Source organism: Chryseobacterium sp. X308, assembly GCF_020733145.1.
In the GTDB taxonomy this organism is placed as follows: Bacteria; Bacteroidota; Bacteroidia; order Flavobacteriales; family Weeksellaceae; genus Chryseobacterium; species Chryseobacterium cupriresistens.
In genome coordinates this window covers 1-21,597 of sequence record NZ_JAJFZH010000007.1, presented here as the reverse complement: position 1 = coordinate 21,597, position 21,597 = coordinate 1, and the positions used below count along the sequence as shown (strand labels likewise).

Genomic DNA, 21,597 nt, shown 5'->3' with positions numbered 1-21,597 from the left:
AAAAATAAATAAAGGCTGCCATATGGGGGCAGCCTTATTGTTCATAAGCCTTGGTAAATTACCAGGTCCACTTGATACCTACTGAACCTGTAACAGTAGTCGAACCGGTTTGTGGATTCGTTGTTGTACTTACATTGGTTGAAAGTTCTTTCTTTTTCTTTCCTCTTGCAGCAAAAGCTGAAGGAGGCGTTGTATCCTGCATCTCAACAGGTATTTGTCCTAAGAATCCGATTGCCAGGCTGAATCCTGTTACTCTGATATCGACTAATTCTACTTCTTTTAAATACAACAGCTGTTCATCAGACATTTCAAAGCTTTCTGAAATGAATTCAACCGGATTGCTTGCTACATATTCAGCAATTTTTAATCTCTCTTCAAGAGTTAATGTACTCAGTTCTTTTTGTTTTGCTTGCACTCCTTCAGGAGTAAATGGGAATTTGTTCATAATGATTTGGTTAGGTTAATTGGTTAATACTTAGTAAAGACTGGAAGAGCTCTTATCCTTTTTCTTACTGATACAAAGATAGTTTCGTATAGCGACAGAACTCGTCGTGTTAAAAATTAAATGAAGAAAATTTCATCTTTTTTTAAAAAAACTACCAACACGGCAGTACCGTAAAGTGGAAAGTGGAGAAAGGACATAGCGTAGATCATCGGTTGGGATTAGTAGCTATTCATTAAAAAAATTACCATACAATTCAGAAATAAAACCGCTGTTAAATGAAATGTGGCTGAATTATATTGTGATTCAGGCTTCTCAAAGTAATCGTAAATGATAAAAAGGATGCCTGTGGCATCCTCTTTTGTTAATTGATAGGGTTTACGGTAAAATTTCAAACAAATCTCCGAAGCACTGTGAGCCGCTCATTCTTTTTAAGTTGTGAGGGCCTGTGGCATCTGTGTACGTGCAGAGTACTCCTGTGTTAACTGTTTCACAGTTTTTAACGGCTACACAGGTAGGTTCTCCGAAATTGCCTACTCTGTATCCAATAGTAATCACTTTGGATGAACTTTCGATGGTTGATGCTAATGCACCTCCTGTGCCCATAATCACCAGGGCGGCAGGAATAAGAAACTTTTTCATAATAATTGAAGTTTTTGGTTAATGATTGCTTACTCTTTGTTCAGGTTTTCAGCTTCCCCTGCTGTAAAATATTTTACATTAGATGTTCGGTATCGGTAGCGGATCAGTTTTCTGCCGGCTATAGCATAGAGGTACTGATCGGTGACCATAATCTGAGAAACGGGTTTGTTATCAATACGATCTAAATAAAAGCTTCCGGTATATTCCTGTTTGTCCGTCCTATAGATGTCAACGATCGTAGAGCTTTTCCACCGGTCTTTGCTTTCGTGTTTTCCCATGAGATGGGATTGATTAAAAAGGAAAGGACCATTAGCCGCTAAGGCAGCGTTAACCTTTTGAGGGCGGGATTTTAATTTTGTACTGCCATCCGCCAGAGTAACGGGCTCAACCTGCGCCCTTGAAATGGTATCAATGGTTTTGAATTTCTTGAGCCGAAGCTGGTCATTCATTACCAGGAATTGATTTCTGTAGGCATACATGTAGGTGATACGTTGGCTTTTTAAGTCAGTAACCAATTGGCCGTCCGCATCAAATATTCCGTCAATCTGCTTTTCCAGCAACTGGTCATGTAAGGTAAATTTCGGATGACTATTTAGAGAAAGCAATCCTAATTCATATTCTCCAGTCTTACTGCTGCGTATTCTTACTGCGAAGGTTGAAGAATCAATAACGGCAAGCTGATTAAAGTACACTTCGTTATAGCTGATGGTCCGGGCTGCCGGTTCTGTTAGTTTTCCTTTATAAATAACAGGAACACTTCCGTCATAGAGATAATAATCTGAATCTTTTACCCTTAATTGCAGGTTAGTGTAGGTGTGATCTGTCTGATCGGGATAGATATGCATGGTTTGTAATGCGTTAAAAAGATTATCCGTGGATGTCAGAGCCAAAGGGGTTGATTTGTTTCCCAGAAATACATTGAGTGTGTTATTTCCGGCAAAGTAATAATGTTCATTGTCAAGCTTTAATACTTTATCTTCAATCAGCGGATGGATAAGAAAACGACGGGTAAAATTATTTTCCTTTTTTATGGTGTATTCTGAACTGATATAAAGCAGAATGACTACAAAAGAGCTTGTCAGGATAGTCGCGCATAGTATTATATAAGCTTTATATCTGTTTTTTTGCTGGTTATGATAGATACAGATCAACGCAATAACTGCCAGGAGTACACATACAAGATTGAAAAAAAGATGCTCATCCCAGTCCATTTTTTCCAGAATACCCCCGCATGAACACGGAACAGACTCACTATAATGCAGGATCATATAGATATAAGCGGTGAAACTGGTCATTATCCCCAGAGAAAAGAATAAACCTGCAGGTCTTAAACGTGGAATCAGCAGCAGAATAACGATCAGTAATTCAATACTTATTACAGCGTAAGATAGCACTCCGGCATAAGCTGTCAGAATAGGAGACTGGGCAATCTGAACCTGATAATTTTCAAAATCAAGAATCTTGCTTACCGATGCGTACATAAACAGCAGTACAAAAAAGTAAGCAGTTAATGTCGGTAGTTGTTCAACGAGCTTTCTCATGGTATTTTATTAGCATTGGTATAAAAGAATCCATACAACTTTTTGTCCGCAATATTCCGGCATTGTTGATTTCTCAGCAATAATGATTGTTGTGGTGAAAGTCCCCTTGTTTTTCCATAGCCCGCTGACCGGACACTTTTGTCCTGATCTTATTGTCAGGATTGGAATTGATGTATCATTCATTTCAATGGTTATTGGTTTGTAGGTTTCCAATGGTCGCGATCTTTAGGAGGATCGCTTTCCATATATTGTGTGCTGTCTGATTTTGCAGAAAGACTATTAATATTGAGATTATTCTCCTGAGGACCTTCGGCTGATACAGATTGATCCGGATGACAGGCATGCAGGATTATAGTGATGATAATTCCTGATGAAATGTAAATTAAGGTTTTCATAATCTGGGATTTAAAAATTAGTGATCCCGGCCGGTTTTTATTAGAATTCTGAGAACGAATTTAGAACATCGACGGACTGAAAAAAATGATGTTTGGACTTGATTTATAAATTATTGAGGTATGTTTTGTAAATTAAATCAAAATATAATATTGATTTAATGTTTTGGAAATCAATTTGTTGTGTTTTATTTTGATGATTGTTAAATTCCCTTTCTGTTGAAATAATTTTATTCCTGTTTCAATTTGTGTACTTTTGAATAATAATCATTGTATTTCAAAAATTTGTGATGAAAACTTTTTCTGTTTTGAAAAAAGCAATATTTTTTTTTGTATTTATTAGCATTTTAACGGATGGTCAGAAGTTTTCAGACTACAGGGCACGTTATGATAACTTTGATGAAAATGATGCCCGTGCACTGGAATTTGTTAATCCCTATATTAAAGAAGCTGGAAAAACAAATAACTACAAAGAATTATCACAGGCTTACAGGGATGCAGTCTACTTTAGCAAAGACAGAAAACTTGTTTACGCCGATAGTACGATATGGGCTGCATTATTGTCAAAGGATTCTCAAACAATCGGAAATGCCTATCTCACTAAGGGCAGTATATATTATTTCACGTTACGTAAATATCAGAAAGCCTTAGATGAATATCTAAAGGCCTGGAAATATCTAAAAAATTCTGATAATTCTTATCTCTACTACAAAAATCTCTATCATATAGGAGTGGTTAAAAGCTATCTGGGATATTACGAGGAAGCCCTTAATATCTTCTTACAATGCAGCAGATATTATAATAAACCCCATACTTCGGAAACACTTCCCAATCTTCGATATAACAGAAAGAAGGGCTACCTGAACAGCCTTAATCAGATGGGCATTTGTCTTGTCCTGCTTGGCAGGTATCAGGAAGCAGCAGTGCTTACAGAACAGGGTCTGGAGCAATCATCAAATGATAAAGATTTTGATCTGGAAAGGAGTTATTTTTATAAACTTAAAGCAGTGCTGGGTTATCTTAATAATAAGGATAAAGAGGCGTTGTCGGATTTTGATACTGCTATAGGAGCTATTGAAAAGATAAATGACTTTACGAATGCCTCAGTTATTTACTTTTTGAAAGGTAAAATTCTGTTAAGAAATAAAAAAGACGATGAAGGAATAGGTTTCCTTAAAAAAGTGGATTCTGTATTTCAGCAAAATAATTTTGTTTTACCAGCGACCAGAGAAACATATGAGCTGCTTATTGATTATTACAGAAATAAGAAAGATCATAAACAAGAACTTTACTATACTAGACAATTATTAAAATTTGATAAAATATTATCTGCAGATTTTAAGTATCTCTCAACCAGGATTCATAAAGAATATGATACACAAGATCTGATGGAGTCAAAGAAAAAATTGGAAAATACCTCGTACTACGTTTATACCATAGCACTGCTTTCGTTCATCAGTGTTTTAGTGTTTTCTGTAGCAGGTTATTACAGAACAAGGAAAAAAAATAAAAAGGAAAAGGAGTATGTTCAACCAGATGAGGATGATCCTAAGCAGAGCAGTAGTGTCAAGACTTCCAGACTGCCTGAACATTTGGTGGAAGACATTCTAAGTAAGCTGCAGCAAATGGAAGAGAAAAATTTTTATCTTGAAAAGGGACTGACACAAAACCAGCTGGCCAAGAAACTGAAGACCAATACAGCATATTTATCTGCCATTATCAATGAGCATAAAGGCTGCAATTTTAATGCTTATATTAACCGCTTAAGAATTATATATGCAAAAGAAAGGCTTATTAACGATTCTCTATGGCGAAAATATGCGGTCGATGACCTGTCTAAAGAATGTGGTTTTTCCAACAGATCAAAATTTTCTAAATTGTTTCATGAAATGACTTCAATGAGCCCTGTTGAGTTTATCCAGAATATCGAGAATAGCAAAAATAATGATGGTACTGTTTAGGATTGATGAAAAGATGATTTGATTAATTTTTGTACTTTTTAAATAAAAATATGGAAATACAGCTGTTTTTTAAAAAGTGCAAAGAATTACAAAGAGAACTGGACAAAAAATTAGAGATGATTGATTCTACTCATAGTGAAGATAGGATAGGAGCCTGCGAAAAATCTTTGATGGAAATTGATACAGCCATAAGACTCATCAAATCAATGGTAGCCAGACTTGAATTTTCATCCGTAGCAGATGAAATTTATTTTTTTAAAGAACTCAAGCCGCTTTTTATTTCGCGTTTTATTTATTATTCAAATTTATTAGCTATTGAGGCGGCGAAACCGAATGCAGGACAATTAAGTTTAAAAGAATATTATAATTGTGAATTGCAATTGCTTAAAGATTTTTATCAGCAGCATATTGACTTTTATGAATATTACAGACGGAAAGCCGCATTTCTGGACCAGAAGTATTTTGTCAGGAATCAATTTGATCTCAAAACAAAACTTCAATCTGGGCTGTATAATTATGATGAAAAGTTTGCCACATCTCACGATCACCTAGTTGCCCAGATTCTTGCCAACGATCTTTTAGAGAAATATCTTTTACAATCGATCAGCCAAACAGAAGGATACATTTTTGAAAAAGTCACTGACAGGTCTCCCCTGAACTGGTCGGCTTCAAAGTCAGGATTGGTTGAACTTCTCTACGCACTTCATCAAACCTGCTGTTTCAACGGCGGAAATATTGAATTCAGTGAGGTAATACGTTTTACCGAAAAATCACTGAATGTTAATTTAGGGAACTTTTATAAGACCCTCCATGAAATTAAAAGCAGGAAAATTAACAGAACTAAGTTTCTTCAGCTTTTAAACGACAATCTTAATCAGTTTTTTGCAGATTGTGATCAATGAAGTGAACTTATGTCTTTTTTGCGGATAATCTTTCGGTAGTTATGACAGTCTACCGAAAGAATTTCCCAGTAAAGTGTAAACTTTGCTTTACTCTTAAAATAAATATCATGAACATTGACAGAACAGAATTTATGGCATGGATGGAGCGTATTATGACCCGATTTGATATTCTTGGCGAAAAATTAAGTCGAAAGCAAAATGATTTAAACAGTATTGACGGAGAACAGTTACTGGACAATCAGGATGTTTTGCAATTACTTAAGATCAGTGCCAGATCGTTGCAACGTTACCGCTCAGACAAAAGGCTGCCATATTATACAATAAGCGGAAAGTTGTATTATAAACTTTCTGATGTTCATCAGCTGATAAGAGATAGTTTTCGCCGGATTGAATGAAGAATATCGCAGATAGGCATCTTACAGTTATGAAATAAATAAGCCAATTAACTTTATTGGTTTAGATGGAGAGGTGTTAAGTCCGGGTTTGAAAGATAATTGGGATGGTGAATATACCCTTGTGACTGCCAAAAAATGATGTTGATATAGAGTTATGTTGTCGGGGAAAAAAGAAACGAGGATATGAACACAAAATTATTCATGCTATAATTTAAATTGATGTCTTATACATTTACATCCTGAGCAATGAAATAAAACCGATAAGGCAATGGTATTCAATCCAATAAAGCAATCTCTATATGAAAACATTGATTCTGATTCTCAACTACGATTCTTGTAGATCAAGAAGTATAATCAAAAGTTATCCTGGATTATTCGAAGCTGTTAAGGAAAGTAAAAATTAGATTTAGCCCCTTGGCCCGAAATCTAGGGTGCTGTTAGCAAGTATAGACTTTCAATCACCACCAACCAGTATTTTTTAGTTACTTCACGTTGACTTTCATTTTTTAAATTATCAACATGAATCGAAATTGTGGTCTTATCCTTATCTTTAGTTGGAATAAACCTGACCTGCAAATGGGCCCTTTCTTCAAAATCTTTATGCTTCCATGTAGTTCGGATGTGTGAATATTCTTTAAAAGTCGAAAAGTTCTGATCAACCCCCTCAGCCCAGTAGCCTAAGCCCCTGTCTGAAAAAAAGGTTTCCCAAAGTGTTTCCACGTTCGTTGGCATAGTTTTTCTGATTCCAAACTGCCAGCCGGCATCTTTCGTTAGTCCAATGTTTTTTGCCATGTTTAATTTTCTTAGTGTAATAAAGTTCGTATTCGAACTTAATGATTTTTTTCAATTGAAGCAAAAGTTCTTACCGGAAATGTCCCGACACCTTTAAATTTTGGTGGAGCGGCGGTGAAGGAAAAAACTCTTAGCCGGCAATTTATGTAAATTACAAAGATGTTAGACAATCAAAATCCCTGTACCCAGTAGCTCTGTGTGAACTGGTCTTGTTCTGTTAGCCTTGTCATCTATATCCCAGCCAGTCTGTATTAGCACAGTCTTATTTCTGATTTCTCTATTTTTAAGATGATCTTCCATGATTTTCCAAATACCTGTTATGGTATATGGATATAACATTTCCTTATCCTCGAAGTGTTTCTTACTTGGATTTGATGATAAATAGATAATTCAGGATGCACACAGTAGCAGGATTGCCGGAATTGATGATGTGGATTGCGTTTCGCCGGGGACTATACAGAGATATCTGCCAATTAAAAGACCCTTTAAAATCAAACATCTAAATCACTCTTAGTTAAATTGTAAGTTTTGGCTACAACAAAGCTATTTTTGGCTACATTTTGCGATATAAGAACCCCGAACTTTGCTTCATAAATAATATTAGAAATGAAAGTATTTGTTACAGGCGCTACAGGTTTCGTAGGAACAGCTGTAGTACAAGAATTATTAGGAGCTGGTCACAAGGTTCTTGGGCTTGCAAGGTCGGAAGAATCTGCAAAGAAGTTAATTGAAGCAGGAGCAGAGGTCCACCACGGTGACCTTACTGATTTTGAACGTCTGAAATCTGGGGCTAATGCAGCTGATGCAGTTATACACTTAGGATTTGTACATGATTTTGGGCGGTTTGAGGAAATGTGTGAATTGGATAGGGATGTAATCGGCGCCATAGGAGATGCTCTGGTTGGTACGGACAAGCCCTTTCTCATCACTTCCGGCACTGCACTTTTTTCAAAAGATGGCATCACAACTGAGAAAGACCGCAACGTCCATCACCCACATCCGAGGATTGCAACTGAAAATGCCGCGGACGATCAGGTTGCAAAAGGTGTGCGTGTCGCCGTGATTAGATTATCGCCATCTGTGCATGGTGAAGGAGATCAGATCGGCTTTGTTCCGCTATTTATCAAAATAGCAAAGGAAAAAGGTGTCTCTTCGGTTATTGGTGATGGAAATAACCGCTGGCCAGCTGTGCATCGACTGGATGCGGCAGGGCTCTACCGATTGGCGCTGGAAAAACCATTTGAAAATGGAACCAGATATCATGCAGTATCCGAAGAAGGAATTGAGCTCAAGACAGTAGCCGCTGAAATTGCGGATCGTTTAAATATTCCTTTTACCTCGCTGAATTCTCAGGAAGCTGGGCAGCATTTTTCCTGGTTTACGCATTTTGCAGAGCTGGATAACCCCACTTCAAGTGAATGGACAAGGAATGCGCTGGGATGGAATCCTGTACATCCAACTTTATTGGAAGATTTAAAAGGTTCGTATTATTTTTCGGAACTCCGATAATCTGTATTTTTGTTTTATCTATTTTAATATAAAAGCACATAATTCCATGTCCGATAAGCCTGTTCGAATTAAGACCATTTCAGACTTCCACAAACTACGTGGTCTGCCGGGGCCGAAGCACCCGCTTATTAGTGTGATCAATTTTGAAGATATGACCGAGCATACAAAAGTCGGAAAACAGAGCCTTCTGTTTGATTTTTATATGATCTCGCTAAAACGTGATATGGAGCACAAGTACAGGTATGGGCAGAATGATTATGATTTTGATGAAGGAGTGATGTTTTTCATGGCCCCACATCAGATTTTAAGTGTGATACGTGAAGAACAAGGAAGAAATCCTTCCGGATGGATGCTAATGATCCATCCGGACTTTCTCTGGAATACGGCACTTTCCACTTCCATCAAAAGATATGAATTTTTTGATTATTCTGTTAATGAAGCGCTGTTCCTATCAGAAGATGAGGAACTGAAAATGAAGCAGATCATTGAAAATATCAAACAGGAATATCAGAGCAATATAGACCAGTTCAGCCAACACATTATTATTTCTCAATTGGAAACTCTATTTAATTATTCCCAACGTTTTTATCAGCGCCAGTTTATAACACGTAAGAAAGTCATTCATCAGTTTTTGGAGAGGTTGGAAAATTTTCTTTCGGATTATTTTGAAGGAAAAAATATAATAGAGCATGGCTTGCCTACGGTGCAGCTGCTTTCCGAAAAGCTAAATATATCACCCCAATACATGCGTGCAATGCTCAAATCGTTGACCGGACAAACCACGCAGCAAATCATCCATGAAAAGTTAATCGAAAAAGCCAAAGAGAGACTTTCCACAACTGAACTTACCATAAGCGAGATCGCCTATGAACTGGGGTTTGAACACCCACAGTCATTCAATAAACTGTTTAAAGCGAAAACTAATATTTCACCGTTAGAGTTCAGGAATTCATTCAATTAAGGAAGTGGTAGCGACTTCATCAAATAGTGTGCTGAATAAATTACGGCTGATATAATGGACAATATCATTGGCTCATTACATTATTAAATAACGTAAAAAATATAAAAGGGGCCCAAGCCGGAATTTAACAGGTTTTTATGTTGATGGCGATGGGTGTCGTGCGGTTTACGGAGACAGTGAAGAAGCCAGACCAAGCGTGGAGACATAACAACTTCAAACTTTTCAGAGTAAGATGAAAGGTTTGAAGATATGGAGATGCTAATGAACTTAGAATTACTTAAATTACACTACCTGTAGCTGTTAAATCGTATATGTATCCTTAATTAAGTATGATGTTTACAAATTATTGCGCTAGGAAAGCATTGATTTTGTGTTTGAAATTTGTTATAAAGTAGAAGATGTTTATTAAAATTAAAGTACTTAGATTTCTGCATATGTATTATTTATTTAGTGACAGCCTCTTCTTTATAAGTATATACGTTATAGGGAAAGAGATTTTTCGCTAGTACTTTTGAAACTAAACTGCTAATTAGTAATGGTAGCAGCAAAACATATCCACTGGGAACAAGACTTGAAATAATAAATATTGCTGTAAAAGGTGCATGGATTGCAGCAGAAAGCATTGCCGCCGCACCAAAAAGTGCAAAATTAATAGTCACAAGTTGAGTTCCGAGATAATGGTTACAAAGCTGAGCAAACAAAACACCTAATATTGCACCTGTTACGATACTAGGCGCAAAGACACCACCGTCACCACCAGCTCCTAATGTAAGTGAGGCTGCAAGGGGTTTTAACAGAACGAGCAGGATCAGCGGAAAGAAGTATAATAGATCAATAGATTTATCTAAACTATTTCTTAAAATTTCTTCAAGACCATGATAACTGTCACCATAGAGTGCTGGCAAGAAAAATATAAAAACTCCTACCGTTATTGCTCCAATATTAACTCGGATAAAGTTGTTTTTTATCTCTGCAAAATAAGATTTTGCATAGATAACAATCTTAGTAAAATAAAGTGCCAAAACTCCTCCTATCAATCCTAAAATAATCACAAAAGGAATTGCCTGCCACCGCCATTCTTTTACTGCAAAAGTAAAGAGGGGAGTGGAATCAAAATAATAAACAATAATTGATGCAATGAACATCGAAGTTAATGCACTAAGTAGTAAAGTCCTGCTGTATCTTCGTGCAATGACCTCAAATGCGAAAAACAAACCACCCAACGAACTTCCAAATAGCAGAGTTACGCCAGCAATAGCCCCTGCACATATCAATTCGGTTTTGTAAGCTCCTGCAGGTTGTAATCTCTTATAAGCTTGGTTACCTACTGTAGCGGTTGCAACAACGGTTGAGACTTCAACTCCCGTTGATCCGCCAAAAGCAACAGTTAAGAAGCCATTAATGTAGTGTGAAGGAATTTTAAAAAAGGGCAGGTGATCTTTCCTTGTTTCCAATGTCGTATAGATTTCTTTTATTCCCTTATTCTTTCTGCTTTGAAAAGCATATTTTCTCAGGAAATATATCAACGTAATACCAATACTTGGTGCGATAATATAAAATCTCGGATCAAAGCCGGAAATTTTTTCAGATAATTTTTCCTGTACATAAGCAGTACTATGCTTTAAGCTATAAGCCAGTACACAACAAATTATACTGACCAAAATTGAACAAGCAATCAATTTTAGATAACTATATCGAACTACTTTTTTTCTGTATATCGAAGTGCTTTCCATAATAATAAACATTAAACAACTGCAAAGGTAAGTGATATTTCTTTTGAATTTTTCTTTTTGCGCCCAAGTGCAGGGGAAGTAGTAGATAATTCTTATATGTCTAACAGAGTGTTTCATTAGGATGTCTAAAAAGAAACAATTTTACCCTCAATTTATAGCAAGCAAATAAAAATCGATGGTAACAGAATCGGATTGCAGGCGTATGTTATCCTCATGTTCATAATTTATAATAAGAAGATCCTCATTCTTAGGCTTGGTAACATTAAGACTAGGATGCAAATTAATGAACCAAATAAAAACAAAACCTCTCAATAGGAGAGGTCGCATGATTAAGTAGTCGGCTTTCATAACAGACTTTAATCAAATATAATAAAATTTCTTGCAAAAACACAAAAAAGATTTTATATCATTTAATAGTGAATAAATTATTGTATTTAATTTATTAGTGGAAAGAAATATATAGATATTTCCGCCCCTTTAGGAGGTTTTTGGTAAAAAAATAAACCCACCTCTCTTAGCCTGGGAGCTTTTTATGAGCCAAGTCATAAATCAATTGGAAGAGAGTTATTACATTTGTATTGTTAATAAATAAATTTTAACATAAGTTTTTATACCTCCTGCTATCCGGGAGGTTTTTATTTATTTAATAAAATCCATACCGTAAATTTGATCGTATATTAAAATACAACTCATTAGTTGAGTTTTCATGGTTATTAGTTTTATCCTCGGAGAGATCCGGGGATTTTTTGTTGATATGAAACTTCTTGCAATTTAGGCTATTTGTAAGCTAATTTTTTATTTCATACCACAAAAACGTTATTTTCATTAAATAGTGAAGATTTTGGTATGTGCCTTGTTAGTGTTAATGCAGATTTTGAAACAAAAGACATAAGACACCACATCATTTATCGATACTTAATCACACATTTTAAACTTCATTTTTTAATGGATTTTTTTTATTTTTGTGAGTATTGTGGATTATTTATGAACTAATAAATCTGTAGTTGACTCTCATTTTTAGAGGTATATATTTAAGTGTTCAATTACTTCAATATCGGATGAAGATATATTCAACCTCCTAATGTCCCGGAAGGTTTTTTTATTTTATTACTTTTGGTGGATTACTCTTTAATACGTCAAGTTCCGTAGTAAGGGGTTTGCTTTGTTGAACTAAAATTGATGTGGATATGTTCTAAATAATCAATATATCCACGTCAGTGAAAGGAATGAATTAGGAGGAATTGTCTGGTAAGAAATCCATCCTCCTAAGCATAAATGATTGGTGAGTTTGAAGGCAAAAAGCAGCATTTTGAGATATGTACTTTTTGACCTACCATATTAAAAATAGCATTAATCCAGGTTAATACAACAAGTATGTGGCTAACTCATGTCGAATCTTGATTGGGAACTCCATGATTTTTGCCTTTATACTGACGTAATTAATAAACACAATCCTACATAATAAAAAAAGACTAACTAGTTCTTTTTATGATCACCGTCATAATAGAGATTAATTTATTTCACGACATTTGGAATAATAAAACTATCCATGAAATAAGGAAACCATAAAAATTGTTAAACTAAAAATTACAAAATATTATGATAGACTTATTTTCACTAAAAGGCAAGAGGAAGGACATTGTTATTATGTACTTTAAAAAAAAGATGTACAGGCTCATTGATAAAGGCAGGTGGATTACCGTTATGATCTATAAATGGTATAAAACAATGACCATATCCTGTCTGATATCCGATAACCTGGTTTCTTTAATTATTGTCAGAACAAGAATTACTCCTTTTTACGAAAAATATACAGTACTGTAGATTTTTTTATTACTGAATCATTTTTACTCTGAGACCACCGGAAAACGCTGATTAGTGTTTTTCTGACTTACTGCTTACCCGAGACATAAAATTACCTTATCAAACCACCTAAATCTTTTAATATGAAAACAAAAAAAAATTCTTTTACAGGAAAGCTTTTTATGTTGTTGATGGCTTTTCTTATTTCATTTTCAATGAGAGCCCAGGTAGGGATAAATACAACAACTCCTCATCCCAGCTCTATTTTAGATCTCAACTCCACAACAAGAGGGCTGCTAGCTCCACGTCTGACAACAGCCCAGCGGATCGCTATTGCTTCACCTGCTGATGGACTCATCGTGTACGATACTAATTTCAAACAGCTTTACTATTATGCTTCCAATACGGCAGCATGGTTCCCTGTAGGAAGTAATGTCTCTGAAAGACTTAATTTTAAGCGAATAAAGTCTACAGATGTTTTAGCTACAGTGCTGGCAACGGAACTAAGTGCAGGAGGTGGAACAAGGTACCTTCTGAATGCAGATACATTGTATGAAATCAACGGACAGATAGTTTTTGACAGACCTATAGAAATTAATAATGCTTATATACACGGACTTGATACCAATAACGATATTATTGTCCGAACGACAGGAAATATTTTTGAGGGAGCAACAGGGGGAAGTATTAAGAGTGTTACCCTCAGTGCACCATCAGGAAATGTTTTTAATATATCAGGTGCCGCTACCCAGAATCTTATCTTCAGAGATAGTGTTGTAGCCAACTCGAGTAGTGTGGGAACCATTTCCGGGCTTGGACTGGTGTTTCTCAGTATCATCCAGTTTACCGGAAATACCAATGGTATAACCTATAATAATATCGGGCAGCTTCTGCTCAGCAATATGGGTTGGGCAGCTAATAATTCCGGCACCTACGAAAAGCTTACGGGAACCTTTACATCGGTTGAAAAACAGGGCGGGTTTAGTCAGGTCAACGGTTCGGCAATCGGTTTTGATGTTTCAACAAGCGGGCTTACCATTACAGGAGATGCGGTGATGGAATCCGTTGTATTTACAGGAACCAATACAGCTGGATATGTCAAGCCTTATACTACTGGGACGTATTCAGGATACAATTTTAATAACAGTTGGACCGTCAGGGCAGCAGGTCTTCCAACTGAAGCAGACACCAATGCTGTTGGTGACTTTTCAGTTGATTATCCAGTAGGAACCGGTATTGGGGTAAGTTTTAACAGCTCCAATCCAAGTAATATTGTAAAAATTGGCACTTCAACATCTGTTTCCACCTCATCAAACCTGTTCAGATTTACTACGGATGGGGTTCCTAACAGGTTGAAGTATGTGGGTAAAAAGAAAAGAATTTTTCAGGTCACGGGTTCTGTATCATTTCAGGTACCTGCAGCCGGTACTTATATCATCTATATTGCAAAAAACGGAACAGCCATCAGTCAGTATAAAGTATATGGACGTGGAGCTGCTTTAAATGATATTGTGGTATTGCCAATTAATGGCACAACTGAACTATCCACGAATGATTACGTTGAAATATTTGCACAACGTTATACAGGTTTAACAGGCGATATTGTAGTTCCTAACATGGCTGTAACCATTAAATAACAGTTATGTTTTGTTGAAAAGCCTGATATTTAAAGATCAATCTGAAAAAATTAATTATAGTTTATGAAGCGCTTGAAGAAACTACAGTGGGTTTAAAAAATCGCCTCAAAATGCTATCAGATCAGTGGGAAAATTTAAAAGGCTTAGAATCAAATTTAGGAGAAGATTTATTTACGAAACAGGATGATGAAAAGATTCAATTGCTGGAAAATTGTTTCGTTACTTTATTAACACATTTCAACTATCAAAGTAAAGATAAAAGCGCTATTCGCATATCCGGTGATAAGTAAATGCCAATAATAGAAGTAGCCCTTCCAAATGGAAAACTGAAATATTATGACTTACGGTTTGATTCTTCCGGAAGTGATCATATTCGCGCCATGTGGGCTTATTATATCGCACTTTTAGAGACTTCCTATGCTAAAGATAGGAGTCACCCGCTTTTGTTAAAAAGATTTTCATGAGTTCTTAAGAGAGCTGTCTTTGCAGCAAGAAGCACAAAGTATTGTCTTTGCCTCGTTTCAAAACTCTCAAGCAGATTTTAAAGCTGTAACAAGGGGATTGAACTTTCATGAGATAGAAGGCAATGGAAGGTTCATAGCTAAAATTGATAGTTCCAAAGTGGTAGATTAAAATAATCAAATATGAATTTTGAAATTTAACGACTCAAGCTCAGCTATTTTGTTCAAATCTTCTATAAAAGTGTTCGGAAAATGCAACTCTGCGGTCACTCGGACGGACGAGACATTTTTTTTAATGTTTTGTCCGTCTTTTTTTTGTTTGTAAACTATTGTTAATGTGTAAGATATGAGATAACGCAGAATTTAATTTTGGTGTTCGAAACGCATTTTCTTCAAATTCAAGTTTTTCCGTTAAAGTCGAACACAGAATGTCACGTTTAGTTTCTGTATTTCCTCGTGAGTAGAGCTTTGATAGATGCGGTATCACTTCTAAAACTTTTTCAACCCTATGTTTTATTTCCAGGTCTTTTCTTGGCATCTTCTGATTTTGCAATTCCATTTCTAAGCTATCAGGCTCCATCGATCTTTGGGTGAACTCATTCTCAATATGAGAAAGCCACGATATTCCAATTTTTTCAAAAGTGTAGAAAATTCTTTTTGAGCTTTATTGATTTCTAATAAACAGCTACTGCTAAAATAAGGGAAATTAGAAAGTATCTATCCATTTGTAAAGATCTGTATCAGAAGAGATTCCAAATGATTTCCTCAGCCTGCTTTTCCTTGACTGAACTGTACGTATTGAAATATGATTGTATTCCGCAATATCTTTTGTAGTGAAATTCAGCTTGAGAAGAGCACATAGTTTAAACTCTTCTGATGTAATTTCCGGATTTACATGCATGAGGTTTTCATATAATCCGGGAAATGATTGTTTTATTTTTGGTATGAACGCGATGTCATCATTCATAGCCATTTTTACAAGGTTTTCTAAATCTATATCGTCTTTCTTATCCAGCCTCGTACGTATATTAGCAATTATATTCTGGCTACGAAGGACTTTTCTGTACAGCTCCAAAACAGTAAAATGTTTTAGCAGAATAAAATATCCGAAAATTGCAAACCATATAAATACTTGTAAAAAAGTAAAAAGTCTCTGATTTCTTGAAAATTCTAAATTTCCGGCATTTTTAATCCTGAATATTCTAAAATCATAATAATGACTTATGAGAAATAAAACAAACGCGGTAGCAAAAACAGCTATAATATACTTTAATTTTTTCTTTGTGTTAAAAATAAATAACGAAGTCATGAGCAGCAAAAAATAATATAATGACAAGCCATTTTCAAAACCTGAAGTGGATGAAAAGAAGAAAACCAATAGCATAGCAAGCTCTATAACAATAAAGCATATCATGATATTTTGCCGGGCCTTAGTAAAAAAGAAAAGAATAAGAAAAATACTGCCTAGCACAAACAATAACAAAAAATAGCCCTCAAACCCAAACAGCAAATCTCTGAATCCGCTTACAAGCAAAACTATTCCTATAGAAAATGCGAATAAATTTAATATTTGGGCATCCAGACGTTCAAATCTGTCAGCAGTGGGATCAATATGCAGATTCTGTATATAATTCCAAATTTTACGTAACATTGGTCATAAATATTTGTTAAAAGATACTACTTATTTGTAGTTGAAAATTATTTATGTAAAATTATTTTTCCATAAAAATGTAAGCTAAAATATACCAAGTGATTAAGTAATGTTAAATCTTTATAGCGGCTTGTACATAATACTGAAATTAGTAGGTCAGAAATTGTAGTTTTAAATGTTCTGAATGTTTTTTACTAAAAAAAGGTAAACTATATCATCTGCCATTTTTAATACCATAATAAAAGTCATAGTCATATTTTTGTAGACACCCCACACAATTTCATTTATACTTTATCCTCAACGGATTTTTTTAGACTATTGGTTTTTTGTTTTTTTATCTGCATCAGGTTTTGATTATTGTTTGTCATTGTGTTGTTTTTTTTGGTTCTCAGAACTTCATACAAGGTTAATGGTAATTGTAATATTATCAGATTTCCATTTGCGTAGCACAGGAATTTCTGGTTTTTAATGCTGTTAATCAAACGATCTATCATTGTTTATTGTAATGTTTTGAAAATTAGAAGGTTAAATGCATTTTATTCTTTTGGTGGTATCTGTGCCGTATATTTTACCGTATTGATAAGGTATCTGTAGCGTATGGTATTTCTTTATTTAAGCTTAAAATAAGATCAATTTTACAACTCAATTCCAATGAGGTGAAAATGTATTTTAAGAATAAGAGTTACAATATGACAAAGGCATCAGGTATGCTTCTTTTGCTTTGCTCTTTTTGTAAGATATATGCTCAATTATATATTGGAAAAAGTTGTGGCCTCTATATTAAAGACAGTATTATTATTTCTTTGTTAGAGAGAAAAGATAGTCTGGTTTCATTATATATTAAAGCCGACACTAAAGTGCATAACCTGCAGCAAATGTCCAATATCAAGATTGTTGTACTTTCTTCTTATTTATCAAAACCATTGCAGAATTCTTGTAATAATACTATAAAAAAAGCTAAAGATAAAAAAGAACAAAAAAGAGTTTTAAAATTGATTTCTGAACAGAAAATATCCAGAGCTGAAAATGGCAGGTCTACTATCATTTTTTATGGAAAATCAGAAGATATTGCTATTATTATAACCAACACGTTTAAAGAAAAACAAGGAATATTACATAGAAAGCATAAGATATTTATCCTGTACGAAAAACAGTTTTGTCCAGAGCAATCTCTTAAAACCGATGTGTACGAAATGGCTTTTCTGGCAGGACTACAAATTCGGTCTCCTCCCTCTTTCAAAATCATTTTATAGCAAAATAACAGGAACACAAATTCAAAATATAGTAACTATGGAAAAGAGTACTCATAAGACTCTTTTCCGTTTTCCAAATTATCAAACAAAATGAAAAATAAATTTTATACAATCCTTGCCTTAACAGTTGGCGCATTAGCTTTCGCTCAAGTAGGCATCAATACGCAAAATCCACAAGGGATATTCAATATCGATGGTGGTAAAAACAATGCTGTAACAGGAACTCCAACGGCCGCACAATTAGCCAATGATTTTATTGTAACCAATTCAGGATCTACAGGCATTGGTGCAATTCCCGATGCATCTGCTATTCTGGAGCTTAATGTAAGTCAGCTTGCATCGGGCAGCCAAAAAGGGTTTTTAGGTCCACGAGTAGCTTTAACGGTATATAATGATGCGTCTACAATACCTAATCCTGCAGTTGGCTTATTGGTTTACAATCTGGGAACTCAGGCTACCTTTACCTTTAAGGGATATGTTTATTGGGACGGAACCCAATGGAGACCTTTGGACGGGCGCTCGTTACAGCCGGGAACGATAAGCGGTTTGAGATGTACTGACGCAACACTAAGTCCGCTTACCTATACCGCCGGAACTCCTTATCAGGGTACCATGTCGATTCCTTATTCAGGAGGCAATGCAGGAGTATATGCTCCACAAACGATAGGACCTGTCAATGGTCTTACCGCAACACTTCCTCAGGGTAATTTTGCGCAAGGATCCGGTACTTTAAATTATACTGTTTCCGGAACACCAACAGTATCCAGCCCCAATACAACAACATTTCCCATTTCGATAGGAGGGCAGAGCTGTAGTGCAACAGTAGGTGTTGGGAAAGTACTTGCACCTGGAGAGTATCAGTTCTTTACTTATACATTACCGGCGACGTATATAGGATTGCTGAGCACACAGGTTGGCGGTACTTATGATGCTATTTTAGGAGGAAAGTTAAAATTGGACCTTGATTTTAATGCAAGTTCCAATCAGGGTTCAGGAGCCGTTACCTACAATCCACGTTTGGTAAATGCCTCCAGTTCTAATATTAAAGTATGGTATTCGGCATTATCGAGCGTAGACCGCTTCCGCCGCTCGAACGTTTTATTAGCGCCTGGAGGTTATATGGAAACGGATAATGGAATTTATCTTAACTGGGGAGACAATATGAATAGCAGTTCTACTCCTGTAACAGCTACAAGCTCCAGTGATAATTCTCAGGAGATAGAAACGGTAGATGTAATTGTTGACGGAATCTGGTATAGAGTAATCGTTTTTGTTTCTGTAGATAATTTAAATGATACTGATCCCAGCAATAATATCCGACGTGTCTTTATGACAGCACAAAGAATGTCATCCTATTGATATGAAATGATAAAATAGAACGGATGAGCTCACCTTAAATTCATTGTATCCGGCAGATGAATTCCGTCTGTCGGTTTATAAATACCCTTCAATTAAAAGATTCTAAAAACACGGACTAATGAATTTTAAAGAGATTCCAATAGGGACATTGATTGAAAAAGAAGTTGCAGAAAGCGGGATAGAACTATCCCGTATCTGTAGCTTTATGAAATGTACGGAACAGGAAATAAAAGGAATGTACAAATCTTCAAGTATAGAAACAGAAAATCTGTTGAAATGGAGTAAATTATTAGAATATGATTTTTTCAGGCTGTATTCTCAGCATTTGATATTGTATGCCCCATCAATAGCAGGTAAAAGCATAGAAAATAGACAGAATAAAAAGCCAGGCTTACCTCAGTTTCGTAAAAATATTTACACAAGGGAAATCATTGATTTTATTCTGAGACAGATAGAATCAGGAGAAATGTCAAAGGCTGCAGTAATAGAGCATTATAAAATTCCTAAAACAACTTTGTATAAATGGATATATAAGTATAAAAGCGAAATAAATTAAATACAACATTTTATGGAAAAAATAGTTCCCGATTATAAAAGAATTTATAATGACATCATCGTAAAAGAGTTTCCGGAAAAAAGAGATTCCTGTCAACGATTATTAGAGAAAGAAAGTTTATCCGTTATGGATATTATGGAACTTAATGAAAAAATTTTTGGGATTCCGGATAAGGAAACTTTTGCTGCCAGTCAGAAGCATCGTTCATTTATGAAAAAGGATATACTTAAAATGCTTGATTATCAGAAAAAAAATAAACTTAATAACACTCAACTCGCCATTCACTTTAAATTAAGCCCAAACACAGTAACCAAATGGAAAAAGAGTTTTTTAATATAAAATGTTTTATAACAAACAGATTGGTTAACAAATAGGTACTAAAGATTAAATAAGGAGTCCTTTTATGGTAATGATCGTCGGAAGAAAAATCTTCCGACTTTTCTATTTTTTGACGTGTTTAATCGAATTTAAAATCACTTATTGTTAATTAAATTAATTGATGTTTGTCTTGTATACTTGTAGTTTATAATCAATTATTTATACTGCTTTAAGATGGCAGATTCTTTATATAATACACTCAACAATGAAAAAAGTCTTGGTAATGTCATATAATGTTATTAGCTTTATAATGAATTCCGAATGACAATATTATTACACCTCACTAAATTTATTAATCATGAAAAAGCAAATCTTTATCGTTGCGTTGTCTCTGGGAACAACCGCCTTAGGAACCCACCGGGTTATGGCACAACATTCAGAGCATGTGAGTACATCAGTCAATATTATTTTATCAGATGTTATTGCAATGGATATTGGCTCTGCTGCTTCAGAAGGCGCTGTAGATTTCAATTATGGGAACACAAAAGATTATAATTCATCAAAAAATGTGACAGTTCCCAATAGTTTAGTCATTATTTCCTCCAAAAATTTTGATGTAAAAGTAAAATCTGAAGGTGCACACTTTGTAAGTGGCGCAAATGTCATTCCTGTAGATATATTACAGGTAAAAGCAATACCAGGCGGAAGTATGGTGGGAACTCTGAATGAGGTCACTTTATCTCCAAATGATCAGGTGCTGGTGAGTAATGCAGGTTTAGGTACCAAACAGTCTTTAAATATTGCTTACTCTATTTCTGCGGAAAATGCATCCAAGGTACTTTTAGGAAAACCACAGGGAACTTACACACAAAAAATAACTTATACTGCCACTGCATTGTAAATCAATACCAATTTTAAATAGAAAAGCCCTCGATACTACAAAAGTATCGAGGGCTTTTCATTTATCATATGAATAAACCTTGTAGTGATTTTACTACATGAACTTCCTTTTTCCACTACAAAGAAACTTTTACCACCACTATAAATTTGCAGTATACAAAAGATAACAATTAAGTAAAAAATAACAATAAATATTACTGCCATGACAAAACTAATTACAATCACAGCCTTAACTTTTGGAGCAATCCTATTTGGAACTAACAATGTTCAAGCTCAAAATACAACCGCAACTACAACGGTAAACATCACCCTGAACGATGTGATCTCTATCGACGCAGGAAGTACAGCCATTGGTAATACGGTAGATTTTAACTATGTTACTGCAGCAG

At 35.2% G+C, this 21,597-nt stretch carries 21 protein-coding genes and 1 pseudogene; 14 read left to right on the top strand and 8 right to left on the bottom strand.

Annotated features, from left to right (window positions below; translation table 11 throughout):
• Nucleotides 1-58 precede the first annotated feature (58 nt).
• From LIV57_RS09720 to LIV57_RS09700, 5 genes are all read right to left on the bottom strand, one after another.
• The gene (locus tag LIV57_RS09720) at nt 59-445 is read right to left on the bottom strand and encodes a hypothetical protein (RefSeq protein WP_047433486.1); all 387 of its coding nucleotides are present in this window, start codon (nt 443-445) and stop codon (nt 59-61) included.
• 375 nt (nt 446-820) lie between these two features.
• The gene (locus LIV57_RS09715) at nt 821-1,084 is read right to left on the bottom strand and encodes a hypothetical protein (protein ID WP_047433484.1); all 264 of its coding nucleotides are present in this window, start codon (nt 1,082-1,084) and stop codon (nt 821-823) included.
• Between the two features lie 29 nt (nt 1,085-1,113).
• Nucleotides 1,114-2,625: a MauE/DoxX family redox-associated membrane protein gene (locus LIV57_RS09710; protein ID WP_227942428.1), complete on the bottom strand. Its 1,512-nt coding sequence runs from the start codon at nt 2,623-2,625 to the stop codon at nt 1,114-1,116.
• Nucleotides 2,626-2,634: 9 nt separating this feature from the next.
• Nucleotides 2,635-2,808: a hypothetical protein gene (locus tag LIV57_RS09705; protein ID WP_183037380.1), complete on the bottom strand. Its 174-nt coding sequence runs from the start codon at nt 2,806-2,808 to the stop codon at nt 2,635-2,637.
• Between the two features lie 8 nt (nt 2,809-2,816).
• Entirely contained in the window at nt 2,817-3,020 is a 204-nt protein-coding gene (locus LIV57_RS09700) for a hypothetical protein (RefSeq protein WP_047433482.1), read from the bottom strand.
• A gap of 287 nt (nt 3,021-3,307) precedes the next feature.
• Between LIV57_RS09700 and LIV57_RS09695 the strand changes: the two genes are divergently transcribed.
• The 3 genes from LIV57_RS09695 to LIV57_RS09685 all read left to right on the top strand — a co-directional run bounded on the left by LIV57_RS09695 (nt 3,308) and on the right by LIV57_RS09685 (nt 6,275).
• A complete protein-coding gene (locus tag LIV57_RS09695; protein ID WP_123277880.1) occupies nt 3,308-4,978 on the top strand; it encodes a helix-turn-helix domain-containing protein in 1,671 nt (556 codons plus the stop codon).
• Between the two features lie 50 nt (nt 4,979-5,028).
• Nucleotides 5,029-5,880: an RteC domain-containing protein gene (locus LIV57_RS09690; protein ID WP_227942427.1), complete on the top strand. Its 852-nt coding sequence runs from the start codon at nt 5,029-5,031 to the stop codon at nt 5,878-5,880.
• 107 nt (nt 5,881-5,987) lie between these two features.
• On the top strand, nt 5,988-6,275 hold the full coding sequence (locus tag LIV57_RS09685; RefSeq protein ID WP_047433479.1) for a helix-turn-helix domain-containing protein: 288 nt from the start codon (nt 5,988-5,990) through the stop codon (nt 6,273-6,275).
• 426 nt (nt 6,276-6,701) lie between these two features.
• Here LIV57_RS09685 and LIV57_RS09680 read toward each other — a convergent pair whose 3' ends face one another.
• Nucleotides 6,702-7,067 carry a hypothetical protein gene (locus LIV57_RS09680; RefSeq protein WP_120231234.1) on the bottom strand — a complete coding sequence of 122 codons (366 nt, stop codon included), beginning with the start codon at nt 7,065-7,067 and terminating at the stop codon, nt 6,702-6,704.
• A gap of 606 nt (nt 7,068-7,673) precedes the next feature.
• On the opposite strand from LIV57_RS09680, the gene LIV57_RS09675 reads away from it, so the two are divergent.
• Together LIV57_RS09675 and LIV57_RS09670 are read left to right on the top strand one after the other, a co-directional pair.
• Entirely contained in the window at nt 7,674-8,576 is a 903-nt protein-coding gene (locus LIV57_RS09675) for an SDR family oxidoreductase (protein WP_227942426.1), read from the top strand.
• Nucleotides 8,577-8,622: 46 nt separating this feature from the next.
• A complete protein-coding gene (locus LIV57_RS09670; protein ID WP_047433476.1) occupies nt 8,623-9,537 on the top strand; it encodes a helix-turn-helix domain-containing protein in 915 nt (304 codons plus the stop codon).
• 443 nt (nt 9,538-9,980) lie between these two features.
• Here LIV57_RS09670 and LIV57_RS09665 read toward each other — a convergent pair whose 3' ends face one another.
• Nucleotides 9,981-11,270 (bottom strand): chloride channel protein, encoded by a 1,290-nt coding sequence (locus LIV57_RS09665; protein WP_227942425.1) that lies wholly within the window; start codon nt 11,268-11,270, stop codon nt 9,981-9,983.
• A gap of 1,599 nt (nt 11,271-12,869) precedes the next feature.
• Between LIV57_RS09665 and LIV57_RS09660 the strand changes: the two genes are divergently transcribed.
• The 3 genes from LIV57_RS09660 to LIV57_RS09650 all read left to right on the top strand — a co-directional run bounded on the left by LIV57_RS09660 (nt 12,870) and on the right by LIV57_RS09650 (nt 15,000).
• The gene (locus LIV57_RS09660) at nt 12,870-13,094 is read left to right on the top strand and encodes a hypothetical protein (RefSeq protein WP_227942424.1); all 225 of its coding nucleotides are present in this window, start codon (nt 12,870-12,872) and stop codon (nt 13,092-13,094) included.
• A 122-nt stretch (nt 13,095-13,216) separates the two neighbouring features.
• Nucleotides 13,217-14,710, top strand: a complete 1,494-nt coding sequence (locus LIV57_RS09655) for a hypothetical protein (RefSeq protein ID WP_047433474.1) — start codon at nt 13,217-13,219, stop codon at nt 14,708-14,710.
• Between the two features lie 110 nt (nt 14,711-14,820).
• Nucleotides 14,821-15,000: a hypothetical protein gene (locus LIV57_RS09650; protein ID WP_047433473.1), complete on the top strand. Its 180-nt coding sequence runs from the start codon at nt 14,821-14,823 to the stop codon at nt 14,998-15,000.
• An 877-nt stretch (nt 15,001-15,877) separates the two neighbouring features.
• Here LIV57_RS09650 and LIV57_RS09645 read toward each other — a convergent pair.
• Entirely contained in the window at nt 15,878-16,822 is a 945-nt protein-coding gene (locus tag LIV57_RS09645; protein WP_227942423.1) for a helix-turn-helix transcriptional regulator, read from the bottom strand.
• Nucleotides 16,823-17,511: 689 nt separating this feature from the next.
• Here LIV57_RS09645 and LIV57_RS09640 point away from each other — a divergent pair.
• The 6 genes and pseudogenes from LIV57_RS09640 to LIV57_RS09615 form a co-directional block, all read left to right on the top strand.
• Entirely contained in the window at nt 17,512-18,075 is a 564-nt protein-coding gene (locus tag LIV57_RS09640) for a hypothetical protein (RefSeq protein ID WP_227942422.1), read from the top strand.
• Between the two features lie 90 nt (nt 18,076-18,165).
• Complete coding sequence (locus LIV57_RS09635) at nt 18,166-19,434, top strand: hypothetical protein (protein ID WP_227942421.1); 1,269 nt, start codon at nt 18,166-18,168, stop codon at nt 19,432-19,434.
• Between the two features lie 118 nt (nt 19,435-19,552).
• On the top strand, nt 19,553-19,990 hold the full coding sequence (locus tag LIV57_RS09630; RefSeq protein ID WP_202838703.1) for a transposase: 438 nt from the start codon (nt 19,553-19,555) through the stop codon (nt 19,988-19,990).
• Nucleotides 19,991-20,002: 12 nt separating this feature from the next.
• Complete coding sequence (locus LIV57_RS09625; RefSeq protein ID WP_202838704.1) at nt 20,003-20,329, top strand: helix-turn-helix domain-containing protein; 327 nt, start codon at nt 20,003-20,005, stop codon at nt 20,327-20,329.
• A gap of 337 nt (nt 20,330-20,666) precedes the next feature.
• Nucleotides 20,667-21,209, top strand: coding sequence for a peptidoglycan-binding protein LysM (locus LIV57_RS09620; protein WP_202838705.1), 543 nt, complete (start codon nt 20,667-20,669; stop codon nt 21,207-21,209).
• A gap of 201 nt (nt 21,210-21,410) precedes the next feature.
• Nucleotides 21,411-21,597: pseudogene (locus LIV57_RS09615) on the top strand (peptidoglycan-binding protein LysM); the annotation flags it as partial.

Bases quoted from the DNA above. Each gene is read 5' to 3' on its own strand.
- LIV57_RS09630 (WP_202838703.1), top strand. From the start codon at position 19,553: ATGAATTTTAAAGAGATTCCAATAGGGACATTGATTGAAAAAGAAGTT.
- LIV57_RS09715 (WP_047433484.1), bottom strand. From the start codon at position 1,084: ATGAAAAAGTTTCTTATTCCTGCCGCCCTGGTGATTATGGGCACAGGA.
- LIV57_RS09670 (WP_047433476.1), top strand. From the start codon at position 8,623: ATGTCCGATAAGCCTGTTCGAATTAAGACCATTTCAGACTTCCACAAA.
- LIV57_RS09660 (WP_227942424.1), top strand. From the start codon at position 12,870: ATGATAGACTTATTTTCACTAAAAGGCAAGAGGAAGGACATTGTTATT.
- LIV57_RS09700 (WP_047433482.1), bottom strand. From the start codon at position 3,020: ATGAAAACCTTAATTTACATTTCATCAGGAATTATCATCACTATAATC.
- LIV57_RS09625 (WP_202838704.1), top strand. From the start codon at position 20,003: ATGGAAAAAATAGTTCCCGATTATAAAAGAATTTATAATGACATCATC.
- LIV57_RS09710 (WP_227942428.1), bottom strand. From the start codon at position 2,625: ATGAGAAAGCTCGTTGAACAACTACCGACATTAACTGCTTACTTTTTT.
- LIV57_RS09645 (WP_227942423.1), bottom strand. From the start codon at position 16,822: ATGTTACGTAAAATTTGGAATTATATACAGAATCTGCATATTGATCCC.
- LIV57_RS09675 (WP_227942426.1), top strand. From the start codon at position 7,674: ATGAAAGTATTTGTTACAGGCGCTACAGGTTTCGTAGGAACAGCTGTA.
- LIV57_RS09640 (WP_227942422.1), top strand. From the start codon at position 17,512: ATGACAAAGGCATCAGGTATGCTTCTTTTGCTTTGCTCTTTTTGTAAG.
- LIV57_RS09690 (WP_227942427.1), top strand. From the start codon at position 5,029: ATGGAAATACAGCTGTTTTTTAAAAAGTGCAAAGAATTACAAAGAGAA.
- LIV57_RS09650 (WP_047433473.1), top strand. From the start codon at position 14,821: ATGCTATCAGATCAGTGGGAAAATTTAAAAGGCTTAGAATCAAATTTA.
- LIV57_RS09720 (WP_047433486.1), bottom strand. From the start codon at position 445: ATGAACAAATTCCCATTTACTCCTGAAGGAGTGCAAGCAAAACAAAAA.
- LIV57_RS09695 (WP_123277880.1), top strand. From the start codon at position 3,308: ATGAAAACTTTTTCTGTTTTGAAAAAAGCAATATTTTTTTTTGTATTT.
- LIV57_RS09665 (WP_227942425.1), bottom strand. From the start codon at position 11,270: ATGGAAAGCACTTCGATATACAGAAAAAAAGTAGTTCGATATAGTTAT.
- LIV57_RS09680 (WP_120231234.1), bottom strand. From the start codon at position 7,067: ATGGCAAAAAACATTGGACTAACGAAAGATGCCGGCTGGCAGTTTGGA.
- LIV57_RS09655 (WP_047433474.1), top strand. From the start codon at position 13,217: ATGAAAACAAAAAAAAATTCTTTTACAGGAAAGCTTTTTATGTTGTTG.
- LIV57_RS09685 (WP_047433479.1), top strand. From the start codon at position 5,988: ATGAACATTGACAGAACAGAATTTATGGCATGGATGGAGCGTATTATG.
- LIV57_RS09635 (WP_227942421.1), top strand. From the start codon at position 18,166: ATGAAAAATAAATTTTATACAATCCTTGCCTTAACAGTTGGCGCATTA.
- LIV57_RS09620 (WP_202838705.1), top strand. From the start codon at position 20,667: ATGAAAAAGCAAATCTTTATCGTTGCGTTGTCTCTGGGAACAACCGCC.
- LIV57_RS09705 (WP_183037380.1), bottom strand. From the start codon at position 2,808: ATGAATGATACATCAATTCCAATCCTGACAATAAGATCAGGACAAAAG.